Source organism: Pelomonas nitida (genome assembly GCF_043555975.1).
GTDB lineage: Bacteria > Pseudomonadota > Gammaproteobacteria > Burkholderiales > Burkholderiaceae_C > Pelomonas > Pelomonas nitida.
Window position 1 is genome coordinate 93,462 of record NZ_JBIGIA010000009.1, and the last position, 23,743, is coordinate 117,204.

Sequence of the window (23,743 nt, forward strand, 5' to 3'; positions counted from 1 at the left end):
CCCGCCTTGGCGCACAGCGCCACTTGCCGGACCCGTGCTGAGGCGCCCGGCCAGGGCCAGCAGCTGACTGAGCCCATGCGCTTTCGCAATCTGGGCAGCGGCAGCGGTGGCAATGCCACGCTGGTGGAGGCCAGCCAGGGCATCACGACCACCCGCATCCTCGTCGATGCAGGCTTCAGCGAGCGCGAACTGCTGCGCCGGCTGGCAATCGCCGGGCACGGCGCCGCAGACATCGACGCCATCTTCATCACGCACGAGCACGGCGATCATGTCGGCCGCTCGTTGGCATTCGCACGCCGCCACCGCATCCCGCTGATCACCAGCCGCGGCACCTGGCGTGCCATGGGTTGCGACGACTTCGACGCCAGCTTGCTGCGCCTCGCCCGCAGCGGCGAAACCATCGCGCTGGGCGATCTCGAACTGCAACCCTTCGCCGTGCCACACGACGCCCTGGAGCCGCTGCAACTGTGCGTCAGCGATGGCGCCGTGCGCCTGGGCATCGTCACGGACCTGGGCAGCGCCCCACAGGCCGTCGCCAACGCACTGGCGGGCTGCAGGGGCCTGCTGCTGGAATGCAACCACGACGAGGCCATGCTTCGCGCCGGGCCGTATCCGCCGGCACTACAACGCCGCATCCTGGGCAGCCATGGCCACCTGTCCAATGTCGCCGCCGCCGAGTTGCTGGGGCGCTGCCTGCACCCCGCACTTGGCGCCGTCGTCGCCGCACACCTCAGCGAGAAAAACAACTCACCAGACCTGGCCAGAGCCGCGCTCGCACCGGTGCTGAATTGCGCCGTTGCCGATATTCGCGTCGCCGATCCGGCATTGGGTTTCGGCTGGGTCGAACTGGACTGAGCTCTCTAAAACGCCAGCGAAAAGTTTTGTATTTGGCGACGCCCCACTGAATAACGGCGCCAGCACAGCGGAATAGAAAAAGCCGCCCCTGCTTGCGCAGCGGCGGCTTTTTGCTGGGACGAAGTGATTACTTCGAGGCGGCCGAAGCGGCAGCGTCGGCAACAGCCGAAGCGCCAGCGTCAACAGCGCTAGCGGCAGCCGAAGCGGCTTCCGAAGCGGCCGGGGCAGCCACAGGAGCGGCCACAGGAGCGGCCACAGGAGCTTCAACCTTGGGCTCTTCCGGCTTCTTGCCGCAAGCGGTCAGCGCAGCAGCAGCCAGCAGGGAAGCCAACAGGATCGACTTAGTCATACTTGTCCTCAAACGTTTAACGACGGTGCACACCAAATTTTTGGGGCCGCGCGGCAGTCAAATAACCATCCGCCGACCCCTCAGAAGAAGACGCGGAAAACCTCGAGCGCTTCCCTCGCCTCAGCCGCCGATTATAGGGCTTCGCTTGTCACAACATGTCATAGGCCCAACGTTGTCGACGCAAATGATTCGCTTGAACGTTGCGCCAGGGCATCAAACCACTCAAGTGCGCGCATGCGCTCGCCGGCATCCCGGCTGACTTCGCCACGCCAGCGATGCCGATCAAACAGCCGCAGGCTCAGCGCCATACCGTCCGCGCCGACTGCCAACAACAAACTCTGGGGGGACGTATCGAGTGGCACGTCCGGCTCCACCGCATGCGCCGTTATGCAATGACCGAAGTCCCGGCGCCAGCGCACGAAACGAGGGTGTCGGCGCAGCACCTCGTCATACTGCTGCGCGAGCAGATGTAACCGCCGCCCCTGGCGCGCCCAGCCTGTCAGCGCAGTCAGCAGCTCCGCATCCGACAACGGCCAATCCGAGAAACTGGCATCCCAGGCATGCAGCTCCCGGCACCCCTGCTCGGCGGCCCAGACCCAGGCCTGCACGATGAGTCGCTGAAACTCGGCGCGCCCCCCGAAGGCCTGCGCATTCATGCGTCGAGCGGCTGCACCCAGCCATCCTCGGTCCACTGGTCTAGCAGTTCGCGCGCCTCGGGCGACAGTCGCGCCACTTCGGCAGCGGTCAGCACACGGCGATCCGCCAGCCGATGCATCAGCGTGGCATCGCGACCACCGGCGCGGAAGCTCTCACCGTTGAGGAACACATGCGCCGTGTCGTAGAGCATGCGGCTGCGTCGATCGAGCGCGGCGCCCTGCCCCTCGGGTAGCACGTCGCCGGGCTCGAACCAGACCTGGGGCTTGGGTTCGGTCAGCGCCTCGCCGAGCGCCCGCTCAAGCGCCTGCGGACGATGCACGGCAGCCTCGACGGCGCGGCGGGCGAACTCCAGCAAAGCCACCGGCACGCGGGCCGGCTCGCTCGTCGCCTCCTGGCGAGGGTCTGAGTACAACTTGCCCGCCGTGTCGACATCGTCGAACAGGCGCGGCAGCAATTCGGCCGCGAGGCCCTCCCCGGTCGAGGCCCGAAAGCCCACCGAGCCCGTCATGCAGCCCGGGCCCACGGCCACGCCATCGTGCGCCCAGCCAGGCGGGAGATAGAGCATGTCACCCGGTTCCAGCTCGAACTCTTGTTCGGGCTTGAAGTTCGAGATGATCTTCAGCGGCACGTCATCACGCAGCACGGCGTCGCGCTGCGCACCGATGCGCCAGCGGCGCTTACCGGCCAGCTGGATGAGGAACACGTCGTAGGAATCGAAATGCGGGCCGACGCCGCCGCCATCGCTGGCGACGGAGACCATCAGGTCGTCCAGGCGCGCATCGGGTGCGAAGCGGAACTGGTCGAGCAGCGCACGGGCTGCGGGCACATGCTGGTCCAGCCCCTGCACGAGCAGCGTCCAGCCCGGCTTGCTCATCGCGGGCAACCGCGCAACAGGCCCATGCTTGAGCTGCCAGTCGCCATCGAAGGCACTGACGACGCGGGATTCGACGTCATCCCGCGCCGCCAGCGCGGCCAGCTCCTTGAGCGACGCAGGCGGCTGGATGCCGGCAAAAGCCTGGCGCACCAGCAAGGGCTTCTTCTGCCAGTGCTTGCGCATGAATTGCGCCGGGCTCAGGCCAGCGAAGATGGGAGTCGGGAGATCGATATGCATGCGGGCATTGTGCCGAGCCCGTGTGGGAAAATTGATCCCATGCAAGCGACCCGCCCCTGTGTCGTCTCCCTGCGCTGGAGACTCGAAGATGCCCAAGGCCAACTCATCGACGAGTTGGCGGAGCCGATGGAATTCCTGCTCGGCGGCGACGATCTGTTCGCGAAGGTCGAGGAAGCGCTGGAGGGCCAGGAGGCCGGGTTCCAGACCTCACTGGCCTTGCAGCCGGAAGAAGCGTTCGGCGACTACGACTCGGGCCTGGTCTGCTTCGAGGCCCGTGCCCTGTTTCCGTCGGACGTCGAGCCCGGCATGCAGTTCGAAGGCCTGCCCGAAGGCGCCGCGACGGAAGGCATGCCCACGGAGGTGGTCTACACGGTCACCGAGGTCTACCCGGAGCACGTCGTGCTGGACGGCAACCACGCGCTGGCGGGCATCGGCCTGCGCATGCACATGACGCTGCTGGACGTGCGCCCGGCCACTGAAGACGAGGTGCAGGCCGGCTCGGTCGGCGAGCCCATCTTCATGGTGCAGACCGGCGCACCGCCGGACGAAAGTCTTCACTGATCGTGGGCCAGGCTGAGCCAAGCGAGCTCGGCCCCAACGGATTCAGTGATTCAAGTCAGGCCTTGCCGGTGGAGCCGAAGCCGCCGGCGCCGCGCGACGAGGCATCGAAGCTGTCCACCCGCCGGAACTGCGCCTGCACGACCGGCACGATGACCAGCTGTGCAATGCGCTCCATCGGCTGGATGACGAACTCCGCCTGACTGCGGTTCCAGCAGCTGACCATCAGTTGGCCCTGGTAGTCGCTGTCGATCAACCCCACGAGGTTGCCCAGCACGATGCCGTGTTTGTGCCCCAGGCCCGAGCGCGGCAGGATGATGGCCGCCAGCCCCGGGTCAGCGATGTGGATGGCAAGCCCCGTGGGGATCAGCGTCGTCTGCCCGGGGGCCAGCGTGATGGCGGCGTCGAGGCAGGCGCGCAGGTCCAGGCCGGCGCTGCCGGGGGTGGCATAGGCGGGGAGTTGCTCGGCCATGCGGGCATCGAGCACTTGCAAGTCGATCTGGTGCATTGACTAGAGACGTTTGGAGAGATCGGCGATCAGCGCACGCGCGAGGCTGAGCTTGTCGGCGCGCCCGCCCGCTTCGGGCAGCTCACGCTGGCCGTGCTCGTCGATGAGCAGCAGTGCGTTGTCGTCGCGGCCGAAGGTGGCCGGGCCGAGGTTGGCGATGATGAGCGGGATGCCCTTGCGGCGACGCTTGGCCTCGGCGTACTCGGCCAGCTTTTCGCTTTCGGCGGCGAAGCCGACGCAATAAGGCGGCCGGGGCAGATTCGCGACGGCCGCGAGGATGTCGGGGTTCTCCGCCATCGCGATGGTCGGCGCCGTACCCGCCAAATTCGCGCCGCCCTCGACCTTCTTCAGCTTGTGCTCGTGCGTTTGCGCGGGCCGCCAGTCGGCCACGGCGGCGGCGGCGATGAAGGCATGGTGATGCGGCGCCTGCGGCAGCACGGCGTCGTACATCTGCTGCGCCGACTGCACGTCGATGCGCTGCACGCCGCGCGGCGTGGCCAGGTGCACCGGGCCGGCAACCAAGGTGACGTCAGCGCCCGCCTCGGCCGCGGCACGCGCGATGGCGAAGCCCATCTTGCCGCTGCTGTGGTTCGTGATGCCACGCACCGGGTCGATAGGCTCGAAGGTGGGGCCGGCCGTGATGAGCAGCTTCTTGCCGCGCAAGAGCTTGGGCGCGAGAAAGGCCTCGACGTCGTCGAAGATCTCCTGAGCCTCCAGCATGCGGCCGTCACCGATCTCGCCACAGGCCTGGTCGCCGTTGGCCGGGCCGATGACGGTGGCGCCGTCGGCGGTGATCTGCGCCACGTTGCGCTGCGTGGCCGGATGGGCCCACATCTCGCGGTTCATCGCCGGCACGACCAGCAGCGGGCACTCGTGGATCCGGCGCGCCAGCGCGGTCAGACTGACGAGATCGTCTGCCCTGCCCTGCGCCAGCGCCGCGATGGCGTCGGCGCTGGCGGGCGCCACCAGCATCACATCGGCCGCGCGGCTGAGGTTGATGTGGGCCATGTTGTTGTCGGGCCGTGCGTCCCACTGGCTGGTGTAGACGGGGCGGCCGGACAAGGCCTGCATGGTCACCGCGGTGATGAAAGCCTCAGCGCCCTCGGTCATCATGACCTGGACGGTGGCACCTCCCTTCACGAAAAGGCGCGTCAGCTCGGCGATCTTGTAGCCGGCGATGCCGCCGGTCATCGCCAGCAGAATGTGCTTGCCGTGGAGGGAGCTCGTTGTCATCAGCGTTTCCTGAACACCAGATCCCAGACCCCGTGCCCGAGCTTGATGCCACGGTTCTCGAACTTGGTCAGCGGGCGGTAGGCGGGCTTCTCGGCATAGCCTGAAGCGGTGTTCTGAAGCGCCCGCTCGGCGCTCAGCACTTCGAGCATCTGCTCGGCATAGGGCTGCCAGTCGGTCGCGCAGTGCAGATAACCGCCGGGCGCAATGTGCTGCACCAGCTTGGCGACGAACTCCGGCTGGATCAGCCGGCGCTTGTTATGGCGCTTCTTGTGCCACGGGTCGGGGAAGAAGATGTGCACGCCCGCCAGCACATCGGGGCCGACCATGTCCCGCAGCACTTCCACCGCGTCGTGCTGGACGATACGGATGTTGGCGATCTGCTGCTCGTCGATGAGCTTGAGCAGCGCGCCGACGCCGGGCTCGTGCACCTCGCAGCCGATGAAGTCGTGGTCGGGCAGTGTCTTGGCGATCTGGGCGGTCGCGCCGCCCATGCCGAAGCCGATCTCCAGCACCAGCGGCGCCTTGCGGCCGAAGATCTGCTCGGCCGAGATGCGCTCAGCCTTGTAGGGCAGCACGAACTTCGGGCCCAGCTCGGCCAGCGCCTTGATCTGGCCCGTGCCCATGCGGCCTGCGCGCGTGACGAAGCTCTTGATGGCCCGTCGGGGGGGATCCTGCGGGGCGTCCTGTGGTGGGTTGTTGTTCTGCTCGTCCATCACCCGATTGTCGCCATGACCAGCGGCGTGGCGGCAACATCGGCCTCGCCCAGCGAAACGGCGGCGAGGTAGGACGCGATGGCGCGCTCGGCTGCTGCCTCGTCGGCCGCGTGGATCAGCGCCAGCGGCTCGCCGGCCGCGACACGGGTGCCGATGGGCTTCACGTCGGAGAAGCCCACGCGCATGTCGATGGCGTCACCGGCCTTGCGGCGGCCGCCGCCCAGTTCGACGATGGCCACGCCGAGGTCACGGGTCGCCATCGTCGTGACGACGCCGTCGCGCGGTGCCGGCACAGGCTTCACGACGGGAGCCACGGGCAGATAGGCGGCGTGGCGCTCCAGCAGATCGGCCGGGCCGCCCAGGGCCACGACCATCTTCGCGAACTTCTCCGCCGCAGCGCCGGAATCCAGCGCGGCCTGCAGCTTCACGCGCGCGGCGGCCGTGTCGGCAGCCAGGCCGCCCAGCACCAGCATCTCGGCGCACAGCGCCAGCGTGACTTCGTGCAGGCGCGGCTCGCGCACCTCGCCCTTCAGGTAGCGAATGGTCTCGACGATCTCCAGCGCATTGCCGACATCCGTGCCCAGGATCTGGTTCATGTCGGTGATCAAGGCACGCGTCTTCAGGCCTGCACCGCCGGCCACGGCAACGATGCTCTCGGCCAGTTCCTGCGCGAACTCGGGCGTGGACGCGAACGCGCCATTGCCACACTTGATGTCCATGGCCAGGCCTTCGAGGCCGGCGGCCAGCTTCTTGGACAGGATGCTGGCGGTGATCAGCGGCACGCTCTCGACGGTGGCCGTCACGTCGCGCGTCGCGTAGAAGCGCTTGTCGGCAGGCGCCAGGTCGGCGGTCTGCCCGATGATGGCGCAACCCAAGCTGCGCACGATCTGGTCGAACTTCGCCGGGTCGGGCGTCGTCGTGTAGCCCGGGATGGCTTCGAGCTTGTCGACCGTGCCGCCGGTGTGGCCGAGGCCGCGGCCGGCGATCATCGGCACATAGCCACCGCAGGCAGCGACCATGGGCGCCAGCATCAGGCTGACCTTGTCGCCCACGCCGCCACTGCTGTGCTTGTCGAGCACGGGGCCGGGCATGTCGGGCCAGCGCATGACGCGGCCGGAGTTCATCATCGCGCGGGTCAGCAGCACGGCTTCGTCACGGCCCATGCCCTTCAGAAACACGGCCATGCCGAGCGCGGCGACCTGGCCTTCGCTCCAGGTGTTGTGCGTCAGGCCGTCGACGAAGTTCTGGATTTGCGCTGCGTTGAGCGCCTGGCCGTCGCGCTTGGCGCGGATGATTTCTTGGGCAAGCATGGGGTCGGATCAGTAAGCCGCGTCGGAAGCGGTGGAGGCAGCACCGGCGAGCACGGCCTCGATGTCGGTCAACAGGCCGCTGGCGCCGAAGCGCAGGCGTTGCGGGGTCAGCATGGCGCCGCCGAGGGCGGCCTCGGCCTGGGCGATGTAGCCGGCGGCGTCCGCCACCGAGCGCACACCACCCGACGCCTTGAAGCCGGCCGACGACAGGCCGCTGGCCTTGATTTCCTTCAGCATCACGGCAGCGGCCGCGGGTGTGGCGCCAACCGGCGTCTTGCCGGTGCTGGTCTTGACGAAATCGGCGCCAGCCACCAGCGCCATGCGGGTGGCCTGGGCGATGCGCTCGGCCGAGGCCAGTTCGCCGGATTCGATGATGACCTTCAGCGTCAGCGGCCGCGACGCGAAGCGCACCTCGGACAGGAACTCGGCCACCTCGGTGACCTGGTCTGCCAGCAGCGCACGGTAGGGCAGCACCACGTCGACCTCGTCGCCGCCGGCCTGCGCGATCTCGGCCACATCGGCCAGCGCACGCTGCACGTCCAGCGCACCGGCCGGGAAGTTCGCCACGGCTGCCACCTTGATGGCCGCCGGCAGCGCTGCACGCGCCTGCGCCACGAAGCGAGGCCACACGCAGACCGCCGCCACGGGGCCGTGGGCCGTCTGGGCGCGACGGCACAGTGCGTCGATGTCGGCAGCGGTGTCGCTGTCGTTCAGGCTGGTCAGGTCCAGGCAGGCCAGCGCCGTGCGGGCCGCCGCCTTCAGCTCCGTGGTCACAGCGTCACGCCCTTGAAGCTGGCCACCAGCGCGGCCAGGAAGCCAGCGGCACGCTCGCCGGATGCCTGGGCCTGCTTCAGCGTCAGGTCATGCGTGAGCGCTTCGGCGGACAGGCCGGCGGCCATGTTGGTCATCAGCGCGATGCCCATCACCTTGAGGCCGGCGTGGCGGGCCAGGATGGTCTCGGGCACGGTGCTCATGCCGACGGCATCGGCGCCCCAGGCCGCGAACATGCGGATCTCGGCCGGCGTCTCGAACTGCGGGCCCAGCGCCCAGCAATAGGCGCCCTCGCCCAGCATCAGGTTCTCCGCCTTGGCCAGCGCCAGCGCGTGCTTGCGCAGCTCGCCGTCGTAGGCATTGACCATGTCGACGAAGCGATGGCTGCCCTGTTCACCCACCAGCGGGCTGCGCTGGGGCGCGTTGATGTGGTCGGCAATCAGCATCAGGCTGCCGGGCGGCATGTGGCTGCGCAACGAGCCGGAGGCGTTCGTCTGCACCAGCAGCTTGACGCCCCAGCGCTTGAGTGTGCGAATGGCACCCGCCATGCCGGTGCACTCGCCGCTTTCGTACGTGTGTGCCCGGCCACGCAGGAACACCACGCGCTGACCGCCGATGTGGCCGACGACGGCCTCGTTGACATGCCCCTCGACCTTGGGCTGCGGGAAAGCCGGCAGCTCGGCATAGGACAGGCTCTTGCCGTCCTGCACGTGGCTGACCGCACCGGCCCAGCCGGAGCCCAGCACGACGGCGACTTCCGGCGCAGCGCCGAACAGGGATTGCAGCTTCTCGACGCTCGCGGTGATCGCGACGTCGAGCTTTTGGTTATCGATCATGGAGACCTCAGAAATTCAGGTGAGACGGTCCGAAGCTGTGCGGGAGCAGCTCGGCCAGGGTCCAGCGTTGGCGCATGCCGCCAGGATCGCCGGCAATGATGACAAGCTCCTCGGGCACGGAGAACTCCCGGAGCTTCTGGCGGCAGCCGCCGCAGGGGCTGATGATGTCCGGCCCCGGGCCGGTGACCACCGCCACCTTGGCCTGCTTGCCGCCGGCCATGATCATGGCCGTCAGCGCCGAAGGTTCGGCACACCACCCTTGCGGGTAGGCCGCGTTCTCCATGTTGGCGCCGATGTGGATGCGGCCCTGCTCGTCGAGGATGGCCACGCCCACCTGGTAGCGGGAGTAAGGCGCATGCGCGAACGCGCGGGCTCGCAAGGCCTCGGCGAACAGACGATCCAACAGGTCTTGAGACAGATCCATCAGCCCTCCCTTACCGTTCCTTGACATACGGCCGGCCCAGCGCCTTCGGGGCGATGGCAGAACCGATGAAGCCCGCCAGCAGCACCACCGTCAGGATGTAGGGCAGCGCCTGGATCAGTTGCACCGGCACTTCGCCTCCGCCCAAGGCGGCCGGCAGCTGCACGCCCTGCATGCGGATGGCCACGGCATCCAGGAAACCGAACAGCAGGCAGGCCCCCAGCGTGGGCAGCGGCTTCCACTTGCCGAAGATCATCGCGGCCAGCGCGATGAAACCGCGGCCGGCGGTCATGTTGGGCGAGAACGAGGCGTTCTGCGCCAGCGTCAGATAAGCGCCGGCCAGGCCGCACAGCACGCCGTTCATCAACAGTGCCTGATAGCGCAGCCCCTGCACGGACATGCCGGCAGCCTCCACCATCGCCGGGTTCTCGCCCACCGCGCGCAGGCGCAGGCCCGGGCGCGTGCGCTCCAGGAAGAACCAGACGGCCGCGACCATCAGGAAGGCCACATAGACCAGCACGTTATGGCTGAGCAGGCCGTGGCCGACCACCGAGGCCCACCACTGCCCGGCCTGCGGTTCCGCAAAACCCGGCGCCAGCGCCGTCAGGCGTACATCAGCCTCGATGGGCGGCGTTTGCCCGCCTTGCTGGAACCAGGCGATGCCCAGCACGACCGTCAGGCCGGCGGCGATCATGTTCAAGGCCACGCCGGAGACGACCTGGTCGCCCCGGTTCGAGACGCAGGCGAAGCCATGCAGCAGCGAAGCAAAGCAGGCGACAACGATGGCCGCCAGCAGGCCCAGGCCGGTGGAGTGCGTGACGGCCGCCGTGGCCGCCGCAGCAAACGCCGCCAACAGCATCTTGCCTTCCAGGCCCAGGTCGACAACGCCTGCGCGCTCGGACAGCACGCCCGCCATCGCGCACAACAGCAGCGGCGCACTGACGCGCAGCGTGGACGCCAGCACCGAGGCGATCAGGACTTCATCCATCAGCGGCCTCCCTTCAACTTGGCATAGACGCGGGCAAACAGCGGCGCGCTGACGGTGGCCATCGCGCCGGAGAACAACACGATCAGGCCTTGCGCCGTGACCACCATCTCCCGGCTGAAGCCCTGCAGCTCGAAGCTCACTTCCACACCACCCTGGTAGAGCACGCCGAACAGCAGCGAGGCCAGCACGATGCCGATCGGATGGTTGCGCCCCATCAGCGACACGGCGATGCCGGTGAAGCCGGCGCCAGCGACGAAGTCCAGCGTGAGCTTGCCCTGCACGCCCGAGATCTCATTGATGCCCACCATGCCCGCCAGCGCACCGGAGATGGCCATGGCCAGCAACACCTGCAGGCGCGGCCGGATGCCGGCGTAGTGCGCGGCGCGCGGCGCGCTGCCGACGGCCCGCACGCCGTAACCGGCAGCACTCTTCCAGAGGAACCAGCCGACCGCCACACAGGCCAGCAGCGCGATGACCAGGCTGAGGTTCAACGGCGACGATGGCAGCTCCACGCCCATGGCCGCGGCGATCTGGTGCAGCGCCGGCATGCGCGCCGAGTCGGCGAACTCGGCCGATTCCACCGCCATGCTGCCGGCCGGGCGCAGCCAGTTGACGAGCAGATAGCCGTTCAGTCCGGCAGCCAGGAAATTGAACATGATCGTCGTGATGACGATGTGGCTGCCGCGCCAGGCCTGCAGATAGGCCGGCACCGCCGCCCACAGCATGCCGAAGACCGCCGCAGCGACGACCAGCAACGGCAGCATGACGATGGCCGGCAGCTTGGCGCCCAGCCACAGCGCCACCAGCGCAACGCCCACGCCGCCCAGCGTGGCCTGGCCCTCGCCACCGATGTTGAACAGGCCGGCATGGATGGCCACCGCCACGGCCAGGCCGGTGAAGATGAAGGTCGTCGCGTAGTACAGCGAATAGCCCAGACCGCGCACGCTGCCCAGCGCGCCGTCCAGCAGCACCGTCAGCGCCTGCCAGGGGCTGTGGCCGATGACCATGACGACGAGGCCGGCCACGACCAGCGCAATGGCCAGGTTCCACAGCGGCAGCAGGCCGATGTCGATCCAGCGGGGAAGTTGTATCGGCTGGCTCATGCAGCGGCTCGTTCTTCTTGTGCGGCCATCAACAGGCCAAGGCGTTTTTCGTCGCAATCCTCGATGGCGAGTTCGCCCGTGATGCGACCGCAGTTCATGACGACGACGCGATCGGCCAGCGCCAGGATCTCGTCGAGCTCGCTGCTGACCAGCAACACCGCGCAGCCGGCATCGCGCAGCGCGCGCAACTGGTGGTGGATGAATTCGATGGCGCCGATGTCGACGCCGCGGGTGGGCTGGCCGACAAGCAGCACGGTCGGCTGCTCACCGATCTCGCGCGCCAGGATGAGCTTTTGCTGGTTGCCGCCCGAGAACTTCGACGACCCGAGGTTCTCGTCGCGCGGGCGCACGTCAAAGCGCTCCTGCATCTGCTTCGTGGCGTCGCGCATCGCCGCGTGGTGCATGGCGGCCCCGCGTCGGTACTTGGGCAGGTTCTGGTAGCCCAGCACCGCCGACTCCCAGGCCGGGAAATTCATGACCAGGCCCACCGCATGGCGGTCCTCCGGCACATGCGCCAGCCGCAGCGGCCGGGCCTGGGCCGTGTCCAGCCAGGCATCGGGCGTGAAGGCCTGACCGGCCAACTCCATGCGCCCCCCCTCCGGCGCGCGCAGGCCGGACAGCACTTCCAGCAGCTCGCTCTGGCCGTTGCCCGACACGCCCGCCACGCCGACGATCTCGCCGGCGCGCAAACTCAGGCTCACGTCCTTCAGGGCCGGCACGCCGTTGGCGTGCTTCAGGCTCAGGCCGCTGGCCTGCAGCCGCACATCACCGGCATTCACCTGCAGGCCCTCGGGGCGGCCCAGCGTGACCTTGCGACCCACCATGGACTCGGCCAGCGATTCCTCGCTCCAGCCGCTGATGTCGCGCGTCTCGACCACCTGCCCGGCCCGCATCACCGTCACGGCGCTGCACAAGCTCATCACCTCGCGCAGCTTGTGCGTGATGAGGATGAGCGTCGTGCCCAGCTGCTGCAGCCGGCGCAGCGTGACGAAGAGCTGGTCGGTCTCCTGCGGCGTCAGCACCGCCGTGGGCTCGTCGAGGATGAGGATCTTGGCGCCGCGGTACAGCGCCTTGAGGATCTCCAGCCGTTGCAGCTCGCCCACCGGCAGGTCGCCGACGCGTGCATCCAGCTGCACCTGCAGGCCGGTCTCGGCCATCAGCGCCTGCAGCTTGGCACGCACCTTGGCCTTGGACGGCGTCAGGAAAAAGCCGCCCTCCGCGCCCAGCATGATGTTTTCCAGGCAGGTCAGCGTATCGACCAGCATGAAATGCTGGTGGACCATGCCGATGCCGAGCTGGATCGCCTGCTGCGAGTTGCCGATGTGGACGGCCCGGCCGTCGATCTCGATGCTGCCCGCGTCGGCGTGGTAGTAGCCATACAGGATGGCCATCAAGGTGCTCTTGCCGGCACCGTTCTCGCCGACGAGGCCGTGCACATGGCCCGCCGCGATGTCGAACGACACCTCGCGATTGGCCTGGACCGCGCCGAAGCGCTTGGAGATCGCCCGCAGACGGACGGCTGGATGGACTTGCTCTGGCATGTCAGGGCATGAACGCTCGGTGATCAATGCTGGCGCCCGCGTCCGGCGCGCGCGCCGTCGGGCCGACCCGGCGATGCCTTCAATACTTGCAGGCGTTGTCGGCCATGTAGTCGGCCACCTTGATCTTGCCGGCAATGATGTCGGCCTTGACGGCATCGACCTTGGCCTTCAGCGCCGGGTTGATCAGCTTGGCGTTGTTCTCGTCGACGGCGTAATCCACGCCACCTTCCTTCAGGCCCATGATCTGCACGCCGGGCTTCCAGCCCTTGAGCACGTTGTAGACGGCCACGTCCACACGCTTGACCATGGAGGTCAGCATGGTGCCGGGCTGCAGATGGTTCTGGTTGCTGTCGACGCCGATGGCGAACTTGCCAGCGTCCTTGGCCGCCTGGTAGACGCCCACGCCGGTGCCGCCCGCAGCAGCGAAAACGATGTCCGAACCCTTGGTGAACTGCGCCTTGGCCAGCTCGCCGCCGCGCGTGGGGTCGTTCCAGGACGTCGACGTGGTCCCCGTCATGTTCGAGAACACCTCGATCTTCGGGTTGGTCGCCTTGGCGCCCTGCTCATAGCCGCACTGGAACTTGCGGATCAGCGGAATGTCCATGCCGCCGACAAAGCCGACCTTGTTGGTCTTGGTGACCAGCGCCGCCATGGCACCCACGACATAGCTGCCCTCATGCTCCTTGAACAGCACGGACTGCACATTGGGCAGGTCGACCTTGGCGTCGATGATGGCGAACTGGGTCTTGGGGAAGTCCTTGGCCACCTGCTGCAGCGCCGAAGCCTGGGCGAAGCCGACGCTGATGATGGGGCTGGCACCCTTCTCCGCCATGCGGCGGATGGCCTGCACGCGCTGGGTGTCGTTGCTGATCTCGAACTCGAGATAGGTCTTGCCGGTTTCCTTCTTCCACAGCTCGGCACCCTGGTAGCCGGCCTGGTTGAAGGACTTGTCGAACTTGCCGCCCATGTCGAAGATCACCGCGGGCTGCTGAGCAGCCTGCGCCGCACCACAGGCGAGCATCAGGGCCAGGGAAAGTCGGGGCAGCGTGAATGTCATGAGCTGGCGTTGGGCGAGGCGAAAGGGGGGCATTGTAGAAAACATCCCACAAGTTTTACTGACCTGAAAAATACGGATTCACCCTGCCTTGGCGCGGCGCAGCTTTCGGTGGGCCTCACGGGCATGGGGTAACCATCCCAGTGTCGCCCAGCGGCGCCACATCAAGAGGCCTCGAATCCATTCGTCAGCGGCATAAGCAATCCACACGCCAACCAGCCCCCAGCCCATGTAGACGCCCAGCAGCCAGCTGCCGCCGGCCAGCACCAGCGCCATGGACGCCGCCCCCGCCACGACGGGGTAGCGCGCATCGCCGGCCGCGCGCAGCGCGTTGATGACGACCATGTTGAACACGCGCCCCGGCTCCACCAGCACCGTCCACCACAGCAAGGTGCTGCCGAGCTGGATGATCTGAGGATCGGCGGTGAACCTGGCCAGCAGCCAGGGCCCCGCCAGCGCAAAGCAGCCCGACACGACCAGCGCCACGACCAGGCCGAACCCCAGCGATTTGCGCACCAATTTGTGCGCTGCGTGCAGCTCACCGGCACCGATCATGTGCCCGACGAGGATTTCCACGGCGAACGCGATGGCCAGGCCGAACATCAGGATGACGTGCAGGAACTGCATCGTGTAGGCGTGCGTGGCCAGGGCCAGCGCGCCCAGCTGCGCGACGGCGGCCAGGCTGGTCATGAAGGCCAGGCGCCACGAGATGTTCTCGGCCGCCCCCGGCACGCCGATGTGCAGCACGGTCGCCAGCGGCGCACGGCGCAATTGCCACCAGTCCGCCGCCCGCAGGCGCAGGCCGAGCCGGTGCCGCCACAGCACGATGTGCAGCGCCATGCCGGTGCCACGCCCGCACAGGCAGGCCAGCGCGTAACCCACCAGCCCCAGGTGGGGCATGGCCAGCAGCGCTACCGCCAACGTGACGATCTGGATGACGATGACCACCAGCAGCGCCTCACGGCTGCGCAAGTGCGCCCGCATGACGCTGGACATCGTGGCGTTCAGCGCGTCGATGAACAACGCGGGCGCCAGCGCCTGCAACAGCACGCGGGCCAGCGGCGCGACTTCAGGCGGGGCATTGACGAGACTCAGCAGCGGCCCGGCCGCCACCAGCGCCGCCAGCGCGCCGCCGAAGCCCAGCCAGCTGCTAGCGCCCACCGTCGCGCGGGCCACCGCGTCGGCCTGCTCCCGCCGCCCGGCGCCCAGCGCCTGCGTGACGGCCACGCTGACGCCGGCCCCAACAACCCGGAACAGCACGAAGATGGCCGCGAACACCTGATTGGCCAGGCCGAAGGCCGCGCCGCTGTCATCCGACAGCCGGGCGGCCAAGGCGGTGCCGATGATGCCGATGCCGATGCCCAGCAACAGCTCCAGCAGCAGTGGCCAGGTTAGCGGAAACAGGCGCGGGCGAGCGGACACGGCGGTCATGGCCGAGTCCTCGGGGCGGGAATCACACAAGTCACAACAAGCTCGCCAGAATGGGGCGGAATCGTATAGGAGTCACGATGCCTCAAAGCGCCGCCACCGAGACCGCCCACGCATTTGCCAGCACCCGGGCGAAATTCCGCACAGCTTCCGGCAAGTCCGGGCAGCTGTACTCGCTGCCCGAACTGGCGCGGCGCTTCCCGAACGTCGCGCGCATGCCCATCTCGATGCGCATCGTGCTGGAGAGCGTGCTGCGCAACTGCGACGGCAAGAAGGTCACGGCCGAGCATGTCGAGCAGCTCGCCAACTGGCAGCCGACGGCGGCCCGCGTCGACGAGATTCCCTTCGTCGTCGCACGCGTCGTGCTGCAGGACTTCACCGGCGTGCCGCTGCTGGCCGACCTCGCCGCGATGCGCAACGTTGCCGCCGACCTGGGCCACGACCCCAAGACCATCGAGCCGCTGGTGCCGGTGGACCTGGTGGTAGACCACTCAGTCATGGTCGACCACTACGGCAGCAAGAAGGCACTGGACCTCAACATGAAGCTGGAGTTCGAGCGCAACCGCGAGCGCTACGAGTTCATGAAGTGGGGCATGCAGGCCTTCGACACCTTCGGCGTCGTGCCGCCGGGCTTCGGCATCGTCCACCAGGTGAACCTCGAGTACCTGGCCCGCGGCGTGCACAAGACGGCTGACAGCGTCTACTACCCCGACAGCCTGGTCGGCACCGACAGCCACACGACGATGATCAACGGCATCGGCGTGGTGGGCTGGGGTGTGGGCGGCATCGAGGCCGAAGCCGGCATGCTGGGCCAGCCGGTCTACTTCCTGACGCCTGACGTCGTCGGCTTCGAGCTGACCGGCCGGCTGCGCGAAGGCGTCACGGCCACCGACCTGGTGCTCACCGTCACCGAGATCCTGCGCAAGCACAAGGTGGTCGGCAAGTTCGTCGAATTCTTCGGCGAAGGCACGGCCAGCCTCGCCCTGCCCGACCGCGCCACCATCGCCAACATGGCGCCCGAGTACGGCGCGACGATGGGCTTCTTCCCCGTTGACGAGAAGACGGTCGACTACTTCAAGGGCACCGGCCGCAGCCCGGCCGAGATCGAGGCCTTCGAGGCCTACTGGCGCGCGCAGGCGATGTTCGGCGTCCCCCAGCGCGGCGACATCGACTACACCGCCGTCGTCACGCTGGACCTCGGCACCGTCGTGCCCAGCCTGGCCGGGCCGAAGCGGCCGCAGGACCGCATCGAGATCACCCACCTGTCGCGCAGCTTCGCCGAACTGTTCAGCAAGCCGGTGGCCGAGAACGGCTTCAACCAGCCTGCGGCCAAGCTGGCGCAGGAATTCCAGACCACCTCCGGCATCCCGGTGAAGAACGGCGACGTGCTGATCGCCGCCATCACCTCCTGCACCAACACCAGCAACCCCGGCGTGCTGCTGGCGGCCGGCCTGCTGGCGAAGAAGGCGGTCGAGGCCGGCCTCAAGGTCTCGCCGCACATCAAGACCTCGCTGGCACCGGGCTCGCGCATCGTCACCGAGTACCTGCAGAAGGCCGGCCTGCTACCCTACCTCGAGAAGCTGGGCTTCAACGTGGCGGCCTACGGCTGCACGACCTGCATCGGCAATGCCGGCGACCTGACGCCGGAGTTGAACCGCGTCATCCAGGACAACGACCTCGTCTGCGCCGCCGTGCTGTCGGGCAACCGCAACTTCGAGGCGCGCATCCACCCCAACCTGAAAGCCAACTTCCTGGCCAGCCCACCGCTGGTGGTGGCCTATGCCATCGCCGGCACCGTCACGCGTGACCTGATGACCGAGCCGGTGGGGACGGGCGCGAAGGGCCAGCCCGTCTATCTCGGCGACATCTGGCCGACGAGCGACGAGATCCATGCGCTGATGAAGTACGCCATGGACCCGAAGGCCTTCAAGGACAACTACGACCAGGTGGCACGCCAACCCGGCAAGCTGTGGGACGCCATCCAGGGCGTGCAGGGCCAGGTCTACAACTGGCCGCGCAGCACCTACATCGCCCGCCCGCCCTTCTTCGACGGCTTCACGATGAGCCCCAAGGCGCTGGAGGCCGGCGTGCGCGGCGCCCGCGTGATGGCGCTGTTCGGCGACTCGATCACGACCGACCACATCAGCCCCGCCGGATCGTTCAAGGAGACGACGCCGGCCGGCAGGTTCCTCGTCGAGCGCGGCGTGCACAAGGCCGACTTCAACTCCTACGGCGCGCGCCGCGGCAACCACGACGTGATGATGCGCGGCACCTTCGCCAATGTGCGCGTGAAGAACCTGATGCTGCCGCTCCGCGACGACGGCTCCCGCGTGGAGGGCGGCTTCACGCTGAAGGACGGCCAGCAGACCACCATTTTTGAGGCCGCCATGGCCTACATCGCCGAGGGCACGCCCACCGTCATCTTCGCGGGCGAGGAGTACGGCACCGGCTCGAGCCGCGACTGGGCGGCCAAGGGCACGCAGCTGCTGGGCATCAAGGCCGTCATCGCACGCAGCTTCGAGCGCATCCACCGCAGCAACCTCATCGGCATGGGCGTGCTGCCGCTGCAGTTCAAACCCGGCACCAGTTGGGAGGGGTTGGGCCTGGTGGGCACCGAGACCATCGACATCACACTGGCCGACGACATCCGGCCGCAGGGCGACGCCACGATGGTCATCACCCGGGCCGACGGCAGCACGCAGTCGGTCACGCTGACGCTGCGCATCGACACCGCCATCGAGGTCGACTACTACCGCCACGGCGGCATCCTGCCCTTCGTGCTGCGGCAGCTGCTGGCCGCCTGAGCAGCGGCGGCGCCGCCAGCGCCACCGATCGAAGCCCTAAGCCGATTCCGGGGACAGGATAGTCCCCGACCCGCAGCTCCTCGCGCCTTCACAGAATCCGGCGCGTCCTCAACCCAGCGCCCCGACCCGGGGCCACAGGAGCTTGCATGAAGACCTTGTTCAAGTTGACCGCTGCTGCCCTCGCTGTTGCCGCCACAAGCGCCAGTTATGCGGCCCCCTCCGGCGAATGCCTGGATGTGCGCCTGAGCAGCCCCGCCGCCGTCGTGAACGGCGATGTGGATGTCCATGTCGATGTGGCTGTGACCAACGTCTGCCGCAGTGCCGTGCAGGTGCTGCGTTGGCAACTGCCCAGCGAAAAGATGGGCGGCCCGCTGTTCCGCGTCACGCGCGACGACGTGCCCGTGCGCTACACCGGCGCGCTCATCAAGCGCACCGCGCCGACCGCCAAGGACTACGTCGAGATCGCGGCCGGCGCAACGCTGAACTACCGGGTCGAGCTGACCGGCCACTACGACTTCGGCAAGAACGGCCGCTACGCCATCGAGTTCCAGAGCGCCCGCGGCGCACAGGACTCCGGCGCGCAGGCCATGCGCAGCGCCTCGTCCCTGTACCTGTGGACGCAGAACCGCAACGAGAAGCTGGACGCCGAAGCCTCGGCCCCGCTGGCCACGACCGCCGCCACCGACGTGGGCACGGCCGCCGCCAGCATCACCTACACCGGCGCCTGCACCACCAGCCAGAAGTCCACGCTGGCCTCGGCGGTGTCGGCCGCCACCACCTACGCGGCCAACTCCGCCACCTACCTCAGCGGCACGCCGTCGGCGACGGCGCGCTACACCAGCTGGTTCGGCGCCTACACGCTGGCCCGCTGGAACACGGCCAAGGATCACTTCGTAAAGGCCCGCAACGCCTTCCAGTCGGCCGCGCTGACTCTGGACTGCAGCTGCAAGGAGACCGACACCTACGCCTACGTCTACCCGACGCAGCCGTACAAGATCTACGTCTGCGGCGCTTTCTGGAGCGCGCCGATGACCGGCACCGACAGCAAGGGCGGCACGCTGGTGCATGAAATGATGCACTTCAACGTCATCGCGGCCACAGACGACTGGGCCTACGGCCAGAGCGCAGCGCTGAGCCTGGCCAAGTCCAGCCCGACCAAGGCGCTGGACAACTCGGACAACCATGAATACTTCGCCGAGAACAACCCGGCCAAGAACTGAGTCCGCGCCGGCGCGACGCGGCGCCGGCTGCCTGGCGGTAGGCTTGCGGGCATGAACATGCTTGCGCCACTCCGCCGGGTTGCCGCTGCCGCTGCCGCGCTGCTGCTGGCGGCCCCGCTTTCCATGGCTTGGTCCATGTCGCCCAAGGTGCCCACCAAAGCGCCACCCAAAGCACCGCCACCAGCGCCGCGCTGCAGCTTCACCGCGCAGCCCGACGCTCAGGGTCAGGTCGTGCTGCACTTCACCTTGCGCAACGACGGCGCGAGCGAGCTGCGGCTGCTGCGCTGGGGCAGCCCGTTCGAAGGCGGCTGGTTCGGGCGGTTCGTGCGCGTCCACGCCGGCTCGAACGAATTGCCGTTCCAGGGCGCGATGCGCAAGCGCGGCGAGCCGGCCGCGAGCGACTACCTGCTGCTGCCCGCCGGGCAGCAGCTCGAGTCCACACTGACGCTCAACGAGGCCTTCGTGCTGCCGGCGGCCGGGTCGCTGAAGATCGGCGCTGCTTGGCGCTGGCACGACGTCATGACCGAGGACTCGCCACCGCGCCCACGATCGACGCACCAGGGTTTGGATCAGGACTGCGGCGAGGCCACGCTGACGCGCTGACGCGCTGACGCCCCGCGCCGAGGCCGTGGCGGCAACGGGCGCGTTACGCTGCCGGCCCTGCCATTCCGCCGCCGTTCTTCCATGCCCCGCCTTCCCGGTCTCGACCTGTTGCGCAGCATCGCCATCGTCTGGGTGATGTTCTTCCACACCTTCGTGATCGGCGGTCTCGGGCCGGACTGGCAGTGGCTGACCCGCTACGGCTGGATGGGCGTGGACATCTTCTTCGTGCTCAGCGGCTTCCTGATCGGCTCGCAGTGGCTGCGCGCACTGCGGCGCGGCGAACCGCCGGCACTACGCGACTTCTACTGGCGCCGGGCCTGGCGCATCTTGCCGGCGTTCTGGCTGGTGCTGGCGGTCTACCTCGCCGTCCCCGGCCTGCGCGAGGCGCGGGGGCTGGAGGCCTGGTGGCAGTTCGCCACCTTCACGCTCAACCTGCTCATCGACTACGGCCAGAACCAGGCCTTCTCTCACGCCTGGTCGTTGTGCGTGGAGGAGCACTTCTACCTGCTGTTCCCGCTGATCGCGATCGGGCTGTCGCGCCGCGCGCGCAGCGCTCATATCGCAGCGATCTGCGCAGCCCTCGTGCTCGGGGGCATCGCGCTGCGCGCCGGGGTCTGGCTACACGACGACGCGACACAGCCGCCCCGCCCCTGGTTCATCGAGGATCTGTACTACCCCACCTGGGCACGGCTGGACGGCCTGCTGGCCGGCGTGATGCTCGCCACCCTGCACGTCTACCGGCCCGCGCTGTGGGCACGGTTGCAGGCGCGCTCGACGCTGCTGCTGCTGGGTGGCCTGGCACTGGTGAGCGTGGCGCTGTGGTTGTTCAGCGACCGCACGGGGTTGACGGCCAACGCCGTGGGCTGGCCGCTGCTGTCGGCCGGCTTCGGCCTGGTGGTGCTGGCCGCGACGACGATGCGCCGTGCCTTGCCCGGCGTGGGCTGGCTGGCGGCCATCTCCTACAGCCTCTACCTGAGCCACAAGCTGGCAATGCATGCCGTGCACGAATGGCTGACGCCGGCGCTGCCACTGCAGGGGCTGGCCCTGTTCCCGGTCTACGCGGCGGTCATCCTGGCCGTGGGCGCGGCGCTGCACTACGCCGTCGAGCGGCCTGGGCTGCGGCTGCGCGATCGCCTCGGTGCGCTTGTCGGCGCCGGCCCACAAGACCGTCGGGCGCCCGGCTGACAGACGCCGGGCGGCGGCGCCACTACCGTGGCCGGGTGCCGATTGCCCGAACGACTGCATGACCTGGAACGAATTCCTGACCCGAACCTCGGCGGCGCTGCCCGACGTCGACTGGACCGAAATGCTGCCCGCCGTGCTGGCCGGCTTCATCACCGTGATCGTCATCAAGGCGGGGCTGCGGCTGGCCATCCAGCGGCTCGGCGCGCTGTCCCGCCGCACCACCACGCAGGTGGACGACGGGCTGGTGCGCGTGCTGGAACAAACCAACGCCGCACTCATCTGGGTGGTCGGGCTGCTGGTGGGGCTGGGCCTGCTGCCGCTGGACGACCGCTGGCACGGCCGCGTCTCGCAGCTGTGGTTCGCCGTCGTCGCCATCCAGTTGGGCCTGTGGGGCCAGCAGGCCGTGTCCCAAGGGCTGCAATACCAGGCGCGGCGCCAGGGCGGCGAGAGCGCCGCGGCACCCGCACTGTCGGCCTCGGCCACGCTGCTGGGCTGGGGCTTGCGTGGCGCGCTGTGGGTGGTGATCGCGCTGGCCGTGCTGTCCAACATGGGCGTGAACATCACCGCCTTCGTCGCCAGCCTGGGCATCGGTGGCGTGGCGCTGGCGCTGGCCGTGCAGAACATCCTCGGCGACCTGTTCGCCTCGCTGGCCATCGCGGTGGACAAGCCCTTCGAGGTGGGCGACTCCATCACCGTGGGCGACGTGACCGGCACCGTCGAGCGCGTGGGCCTGAAGACGACGCGCATCCGCAGCCTCGGCGGCGAGCAGATCGTCATGTCCAACGCCGAACTGCTCAAGCGCACGGTCGCCAATTTCAAGCGGCTGCAGACGCGGCGCGTGGCCTTCACCTTCGGCCTCACCTACGAGGCCTCGGCGGACGAAGTGGCCGCCGTACCGCCCATCGTGAGGGACCTCATCGAGGCCGACCCGCAACTTGAATTCGTGCGCGCGCACTTCAAGGGCTTCGGCCAGAGCTCGCTGGACTTCGAGGTCGTCTACCGCGTGCTGGACCCGAGCTACGACGTCTACATGGACCGCCAGCAGGCGCTCAACCTGGCCTTGATGCGCGCGCTGCGTGAGCGCGGCGTGAGTTTCTCCGTCACGGTGCCGGCGGTGAGCGTCGTCGCCGCCGCTGCGGCGCCGAGACAGCAGGTGGACGGCGTGGCGACCGCACAGCCGGTCGGCCGCGCCGGCCCGCAGCCGGCCACCGGCGCCTGACACCCGCGAGCTGCCGCGATGCACGGCACCGGCACGGCCGACCTGCTGACCGCCGCCGCCGCCGCACTGGTGGTGATCGCCATCATCGGCGCGCTCTACACCCACCGCTTCGGCCTGTCGCACCTGCTGGTGTTCCTGGTCGTCGGCATGCTCGCCGGCGTGGACGGGCCGCTGGGCCTGTCGTTTGATAACTACGCGCTCGCCGTGCATGTCGGCAACCTGGCGCTTGCGCTGATCCTGTTCGACGGCGGCCTGCGCACGCGCTGGCGGCAGGTGCGCGACGGCGTGCTGCCGGCTGGCCTGCTGGCCACGGCGGGCGTGGCAGCGACGGCCTGCCTGGTCGCGACGCTGGCCCACCTGGCGCTCGACGTGCCCTGGGCCCAGGGTCTGCTGCTGGGCGCGGCGGTGTCCTCCACCGATGCCGCCGCCGTGTTTGCGCAGTTCAGCGCCAGCCAGTTGAAGCTGAGCCCGCGGCTGACCGCGACCATCGAGCTGGAGTCCGGCATGAATGACCCGGTCGCGATGGTGCTGACGCTGGGGCTGATTGCCTGGATGGCCGCACCCGGCGCGGCGGACGGCCACGCCGCCTCGAGCCTGGCAGTGCTACTGCCGCTGCTGGCACAACAGTTGGGCCTCGGGCTGCTCGCGGGCGCGGCGGGCGGCTGGCTGCTCGCCGCCTGGCTGCGCCGTCTGCCCGTGACGGACGACCACGACGGCCTGGCGGCCCTGCTGATGGCCGCCACGGGGCTGCTGCTGTTCGCGGTGACGAATCGCGCCGGCGGCTCAGGCTTCCTGGCGGTCTATCTCGCCGGCCTGCTCGTGCGCCACCGCGCGGAGCGCCTCACGCTCATGAGCCTGCCCGGCCTCAACGGCTACACCTGGCTGGCGCAGGCGGTCATGTTTCTGCTGCTCGGGCTGCTCGTCACGCCGCACGAGGTCGGCCACCTCCTCGCACCAGGCCTGGCCGTCGCCGCCGGGCTGATGCTGCTGGCGCGGCCGGCCGCCGTCGTGGCCTGCCTCGCGCCGCTACGGTTCAGCTGGCGGGAACAGTGCTTCGTCGCGTGGTCGGGCCTGCGCGGCGGTGTGCCCATCGTGCTGGCGGCCTATCCGGTGATGGCGGGTGTGCCGGGCGCCTGGCGGCTGTTCGACGTGGCCTTCCTGGTGGTGGTGCTGTCGCTGCTGATCCAGGGCCCGACGCTGGCACCGCTGGCGCGGGCGCTCAAGCTGGTCAGGCCCTAGAAAACGCCCTGCTCGCGACGCGCCCCGGAGCGTCCCA

At 68.6% G+C, this 23,743-nt stretch carries 22 protein-coding genes; 8 read left to right on the top strand and 14 right to left on the bottom strand.

Annotated features, from left to right (window positions below):
- The first annotated feature begins 75 nt into the window (after positions 1-75).
- Positions 76-855 (top strand): MBL fold metallo-hydrolase, encoded by a 780-nt coding sequence (locus ACG00X_RS13195; protein ID WP_394488645.1) that lies wholly within the window; start codon positions 76-78, stop codon positions 853-855.
- Positions 856-1,362: 507 nt separating this feature from the next.
- On the opposite strand, the gene ACG00X_RS13200 is transcribed toward ACG00X_RS13195, so the two are convergent.
- Both ACG00X_RS13200 and ACG00X_RS13205 read right to left on the bottom strand, forming a co-directional pair.
- A complete protein-coding gene (locus ACG00X_RS13200; RefSeq protein ID WP_394488646.1) occupies positions 1,363-1,860 on the bottom strand; it encodes a hypothetical protein in 498 nt (165 codons plus the stop codon).
- Entirely contained in the window at positions 1,857-2,972 is a 1,116-nt protein-coding gene (locus ACG00X_RS13205; protein ID WP_394488647.1) for a JmjC domain-containing protein, read from the bottom strand. The genes ACG00X_RS13200 and ACG00X_RS13205 overlap by 4 nt, the downstream gene beginning before the upstream one ends.
- Before the next feature lie 39 nt (positions 2,973-3,011).
- Between ACG00X_RS13205 and ACG00X_RS13210 the strand changes: the two genes are divergently transcribed.
- Positions 3,012-3,533, top strand: a complete 522-nt coding sequence (locus ACG00X_RS13210; RefSeq protein ID WP_394488648.1) for an FKBP-type peptidyl-prolyl cis-trans isomerase — start codon at positions 3,012-3,014, stop codon at positions 3,531-3,533.
- Positions 3,534-3,588: 55 nt separating this feature from the next.
- Here the strand turns inward: ACG00X_RS13210 and dut are convergent, their stop codons facing one another.
- The 12 genes from dut to ACG00X_RS13270 form a co-directional block, all read right to left on the bottom strand.
- Positions 3,589-4,038 (bottom strand): dUTP diphosphatase, encoded by a 450-nt coding sequence (gene dut / locus ACG00X_RS13215; protein WP_394488649.1) that lies wholly within the window; start codon positions 4,036-4,038, stop codon positions 3,589-3,591.
- 3 nt (positions 4,039-4,041) lie between these two features.
- Positions 4,042-5,271 carry a bifunctional phosphopantothenoylcysteine decarboxylase/phosphopantothenate--cysteine ligase CoaBC gene (gene coaBC, locus ACG00X_RS13220; protein WP_394488650.1) on the bottom strand — a complete coding sequence of 410 codons (1,230 nt, stop codon included), beginning with the start codon at positions 5,269-5,271 and terminating at the stop codon, positions 4,042-4,044.
- On the bottom strand, positions 5,271-5,984 hold the full coding sequence (trmB, locus tag ACG00X_RS13225; RefSeq protein ID WP_394488651.1) for a tRNA (guanosine(46)-N7)-methyltransferase TrmB: 714 nt from the start codon (positions 5,982-5,984) through the stop codon (positions 5,271-5,273). Before trmB ends, coaBC begins: the two co-directional genes overlap by 1 nt.
- Complete coding sequence (deoA, locus tag ACG00X_RS13230; protein ID WP_394488652.1) at positions 5,984-7,294, bottom strand: thymidine phosphorylase; 1,311 nt, start codon at positions 7,292-7,294, stop codon at positions 5,984-5,986. The genes trmB and deoA overlap by 1 nt, the downstream gene beginning before the upstream one ends.
- A gap of 9 nt (positions 7,295-7,303) precedes the next feature.
- Positions 7,304-8,068 (bottom strand): deoxyribose-phosphate aldolase, encoded by a 765-nt coding sequence (deoC, locus tag ACG00X_RS13235; protein ID WP_394488653.1) that lies wholly within the window; start codon positions 8,066-8,068, stop codon positions 7,304-7,306.
- On the bottom strand, positions 8,065-8,901 hold the full coding sequence (locus ACG00X_RS13240) for a purine-nucleoside phosphorylase (protein WP_394488654.1): 837 nt from the start codon (positions 8,899-8,901) through the stop codon (positions 8,065-8,067). The genes deoC and ACG00X_RS13240 overlap by 4 nt, the downstream gene beginning before the upstream one ends.
- A gap of 7 nt (positions 8,902-8,908) precedes the next feature.
- Complete coding sequence (gene cdd, locus ACG00X_RS13245) at positions 8,909-9,325, bottom strand: cytidine deaminase (RefSeq protein WP_394488655.1); 417 nt, start codon at positions 9,323-9,325, stop codon at positions 8,909-8,911.
- Between the two features lie 10 nt (positions 9,326-9,335).
- On the bottom strand, positions 9,336-10,310 hold the full coding sequence (locus tag ACG00X_RS13250) for an ABC transporter permease (protein WP_394488656.1): 975 nt from the start codon (positions 10,308-10,310) through the stop codon (positions 9,336-9,338).
- Positions 10,310-11,413 carry an ABC transporter permease gene (locus ACG00X_RS13255; RefSeq protein ID WP_394488657.1) on the bottom strand — a complete coding sequence of 368 codons (1,104 nt, stop codon included), beginning with the start codon at positions 11,411-11,413 and terminating at the stop codon, positions 10,310-10,312. The genes ACG00X_RS13250 and ACG00X_RS13255 overlap by 1 nt, the downstream gene beginning before the upstream one ends.
- Positions 11,410-12,954, bottom strand: coding sequence for an ABC transporter ATP-binding protein (locus ACG00X_RS13260; RefSeq protein ID WP_394488658.1), 1,545 nt, complete (start codon positions 12,952-12,954; stop codon positions 11,410-11,412). The genes ACG00X_RS13255 and ACG00X_RS13260 overlap by 4 nt, the downstream gene beginning before the upstream one ends.
- Positions 12,955-13,033: 79 nt before the next feature.
- On the bottom strand, positions 13,034-14,011 hold the full coding sequence (locus tag ACG00X_RS13265) for a BMP family lipoprotein (RefSeq protein WP_394488659.1): 978 nt from the start codon (positions 14,009-14,011) through the stop codon (positions 13,034-13,036).
- A gap of 78 nt (positions 14,012-14,089) precedes the next feature.
- Entirely contained in the window at positions 14,090-15,439 is a 1,350-nt protein-coding gene (locus tag ACG00X_RS13270) for an MATE family efflux transporter (protein ID WP_394488660.1), read from the bottom strand.
- 77 nt (positions 15,440-15,516) lie between these two features.
- Between ACG00X_RS13270 and acnA the strand changes: the two genes are divergently transcribed.
- The 6 genes from acnA (at position 15,517) to ACG00X_RS13300 (ending at position 23,706) form a co-directional block, all read left to right on the top strand.
- A complete protein-coding gene (gene acnA, locus ACG00X_RS13275; protein WP_394488661.1) occupies positions 15,517-18,240 on the top strand; it encodes an aconitate hydratase AcnA in 2,724 nt (907 codons plus the stop codon).
- A gap of 146 nt (positions 18,241-18,386) precedes the next feature.
- A complete protein-coding gene (locus ACG00X_RS13280) occupies positions 18,387-19,460 on the top strand; it encodes a M35 family metalloendopeptidase (RefSeq protein ID WP_394488662.1) in 1,074 nt (357 codons plus the stop codon).
- A gap of 51 nt (positions 19,461-19,511) precedes the next feature.
- Entirely contained in the window at positions 19,512-20,063 is a 552-nt protein-coding gene (locus tag ACG00X_RS13285; RefSeq protein ID WP_394488663.1) for a hypothetical protein, read from the top strand.
- An 81-nt stretch (positions 20,064-20,144) separates the two neighbouring features.
- Positions 20,145-21,248 (top strand): acyltransferase family protein, encoded by a 1,104-nt coding sequence (locus ACG00X_RS13290; protein WP_394488664.1) that lies wholly within the window; start codon positions 20,145-20,147, stop codon positions 21,246-21,248.
- Positions 21,249-21,306: 58 nt separating this feature from the next.
- On the top strand, positions 21,307-22,467 hold the full coding sequence (locus ACG00X_RS13295) for a mechanosensitive ion channel family protein (RefSeq protein ID WP_394488665.1): 1,161 nt from the start codon (positions 21,307-21,309) through the stop codon (positions 22,465-22,467).
- 18 nt (positions 22,468-22,485) lie between these two features.
- Positions 22,486-23,706 (top strand): potassium/proton antiporter, encoded by a 1,221-nt coding sequence (locus ACG00X_RS13300; protein ID WP_394488666.1) that lies wholly within the window; start codon positions 22,486-22,488, stop codon positions 23,704-23,706.
- Positions 23,707-23,743 lie beyond the last annotated feature (37 nt).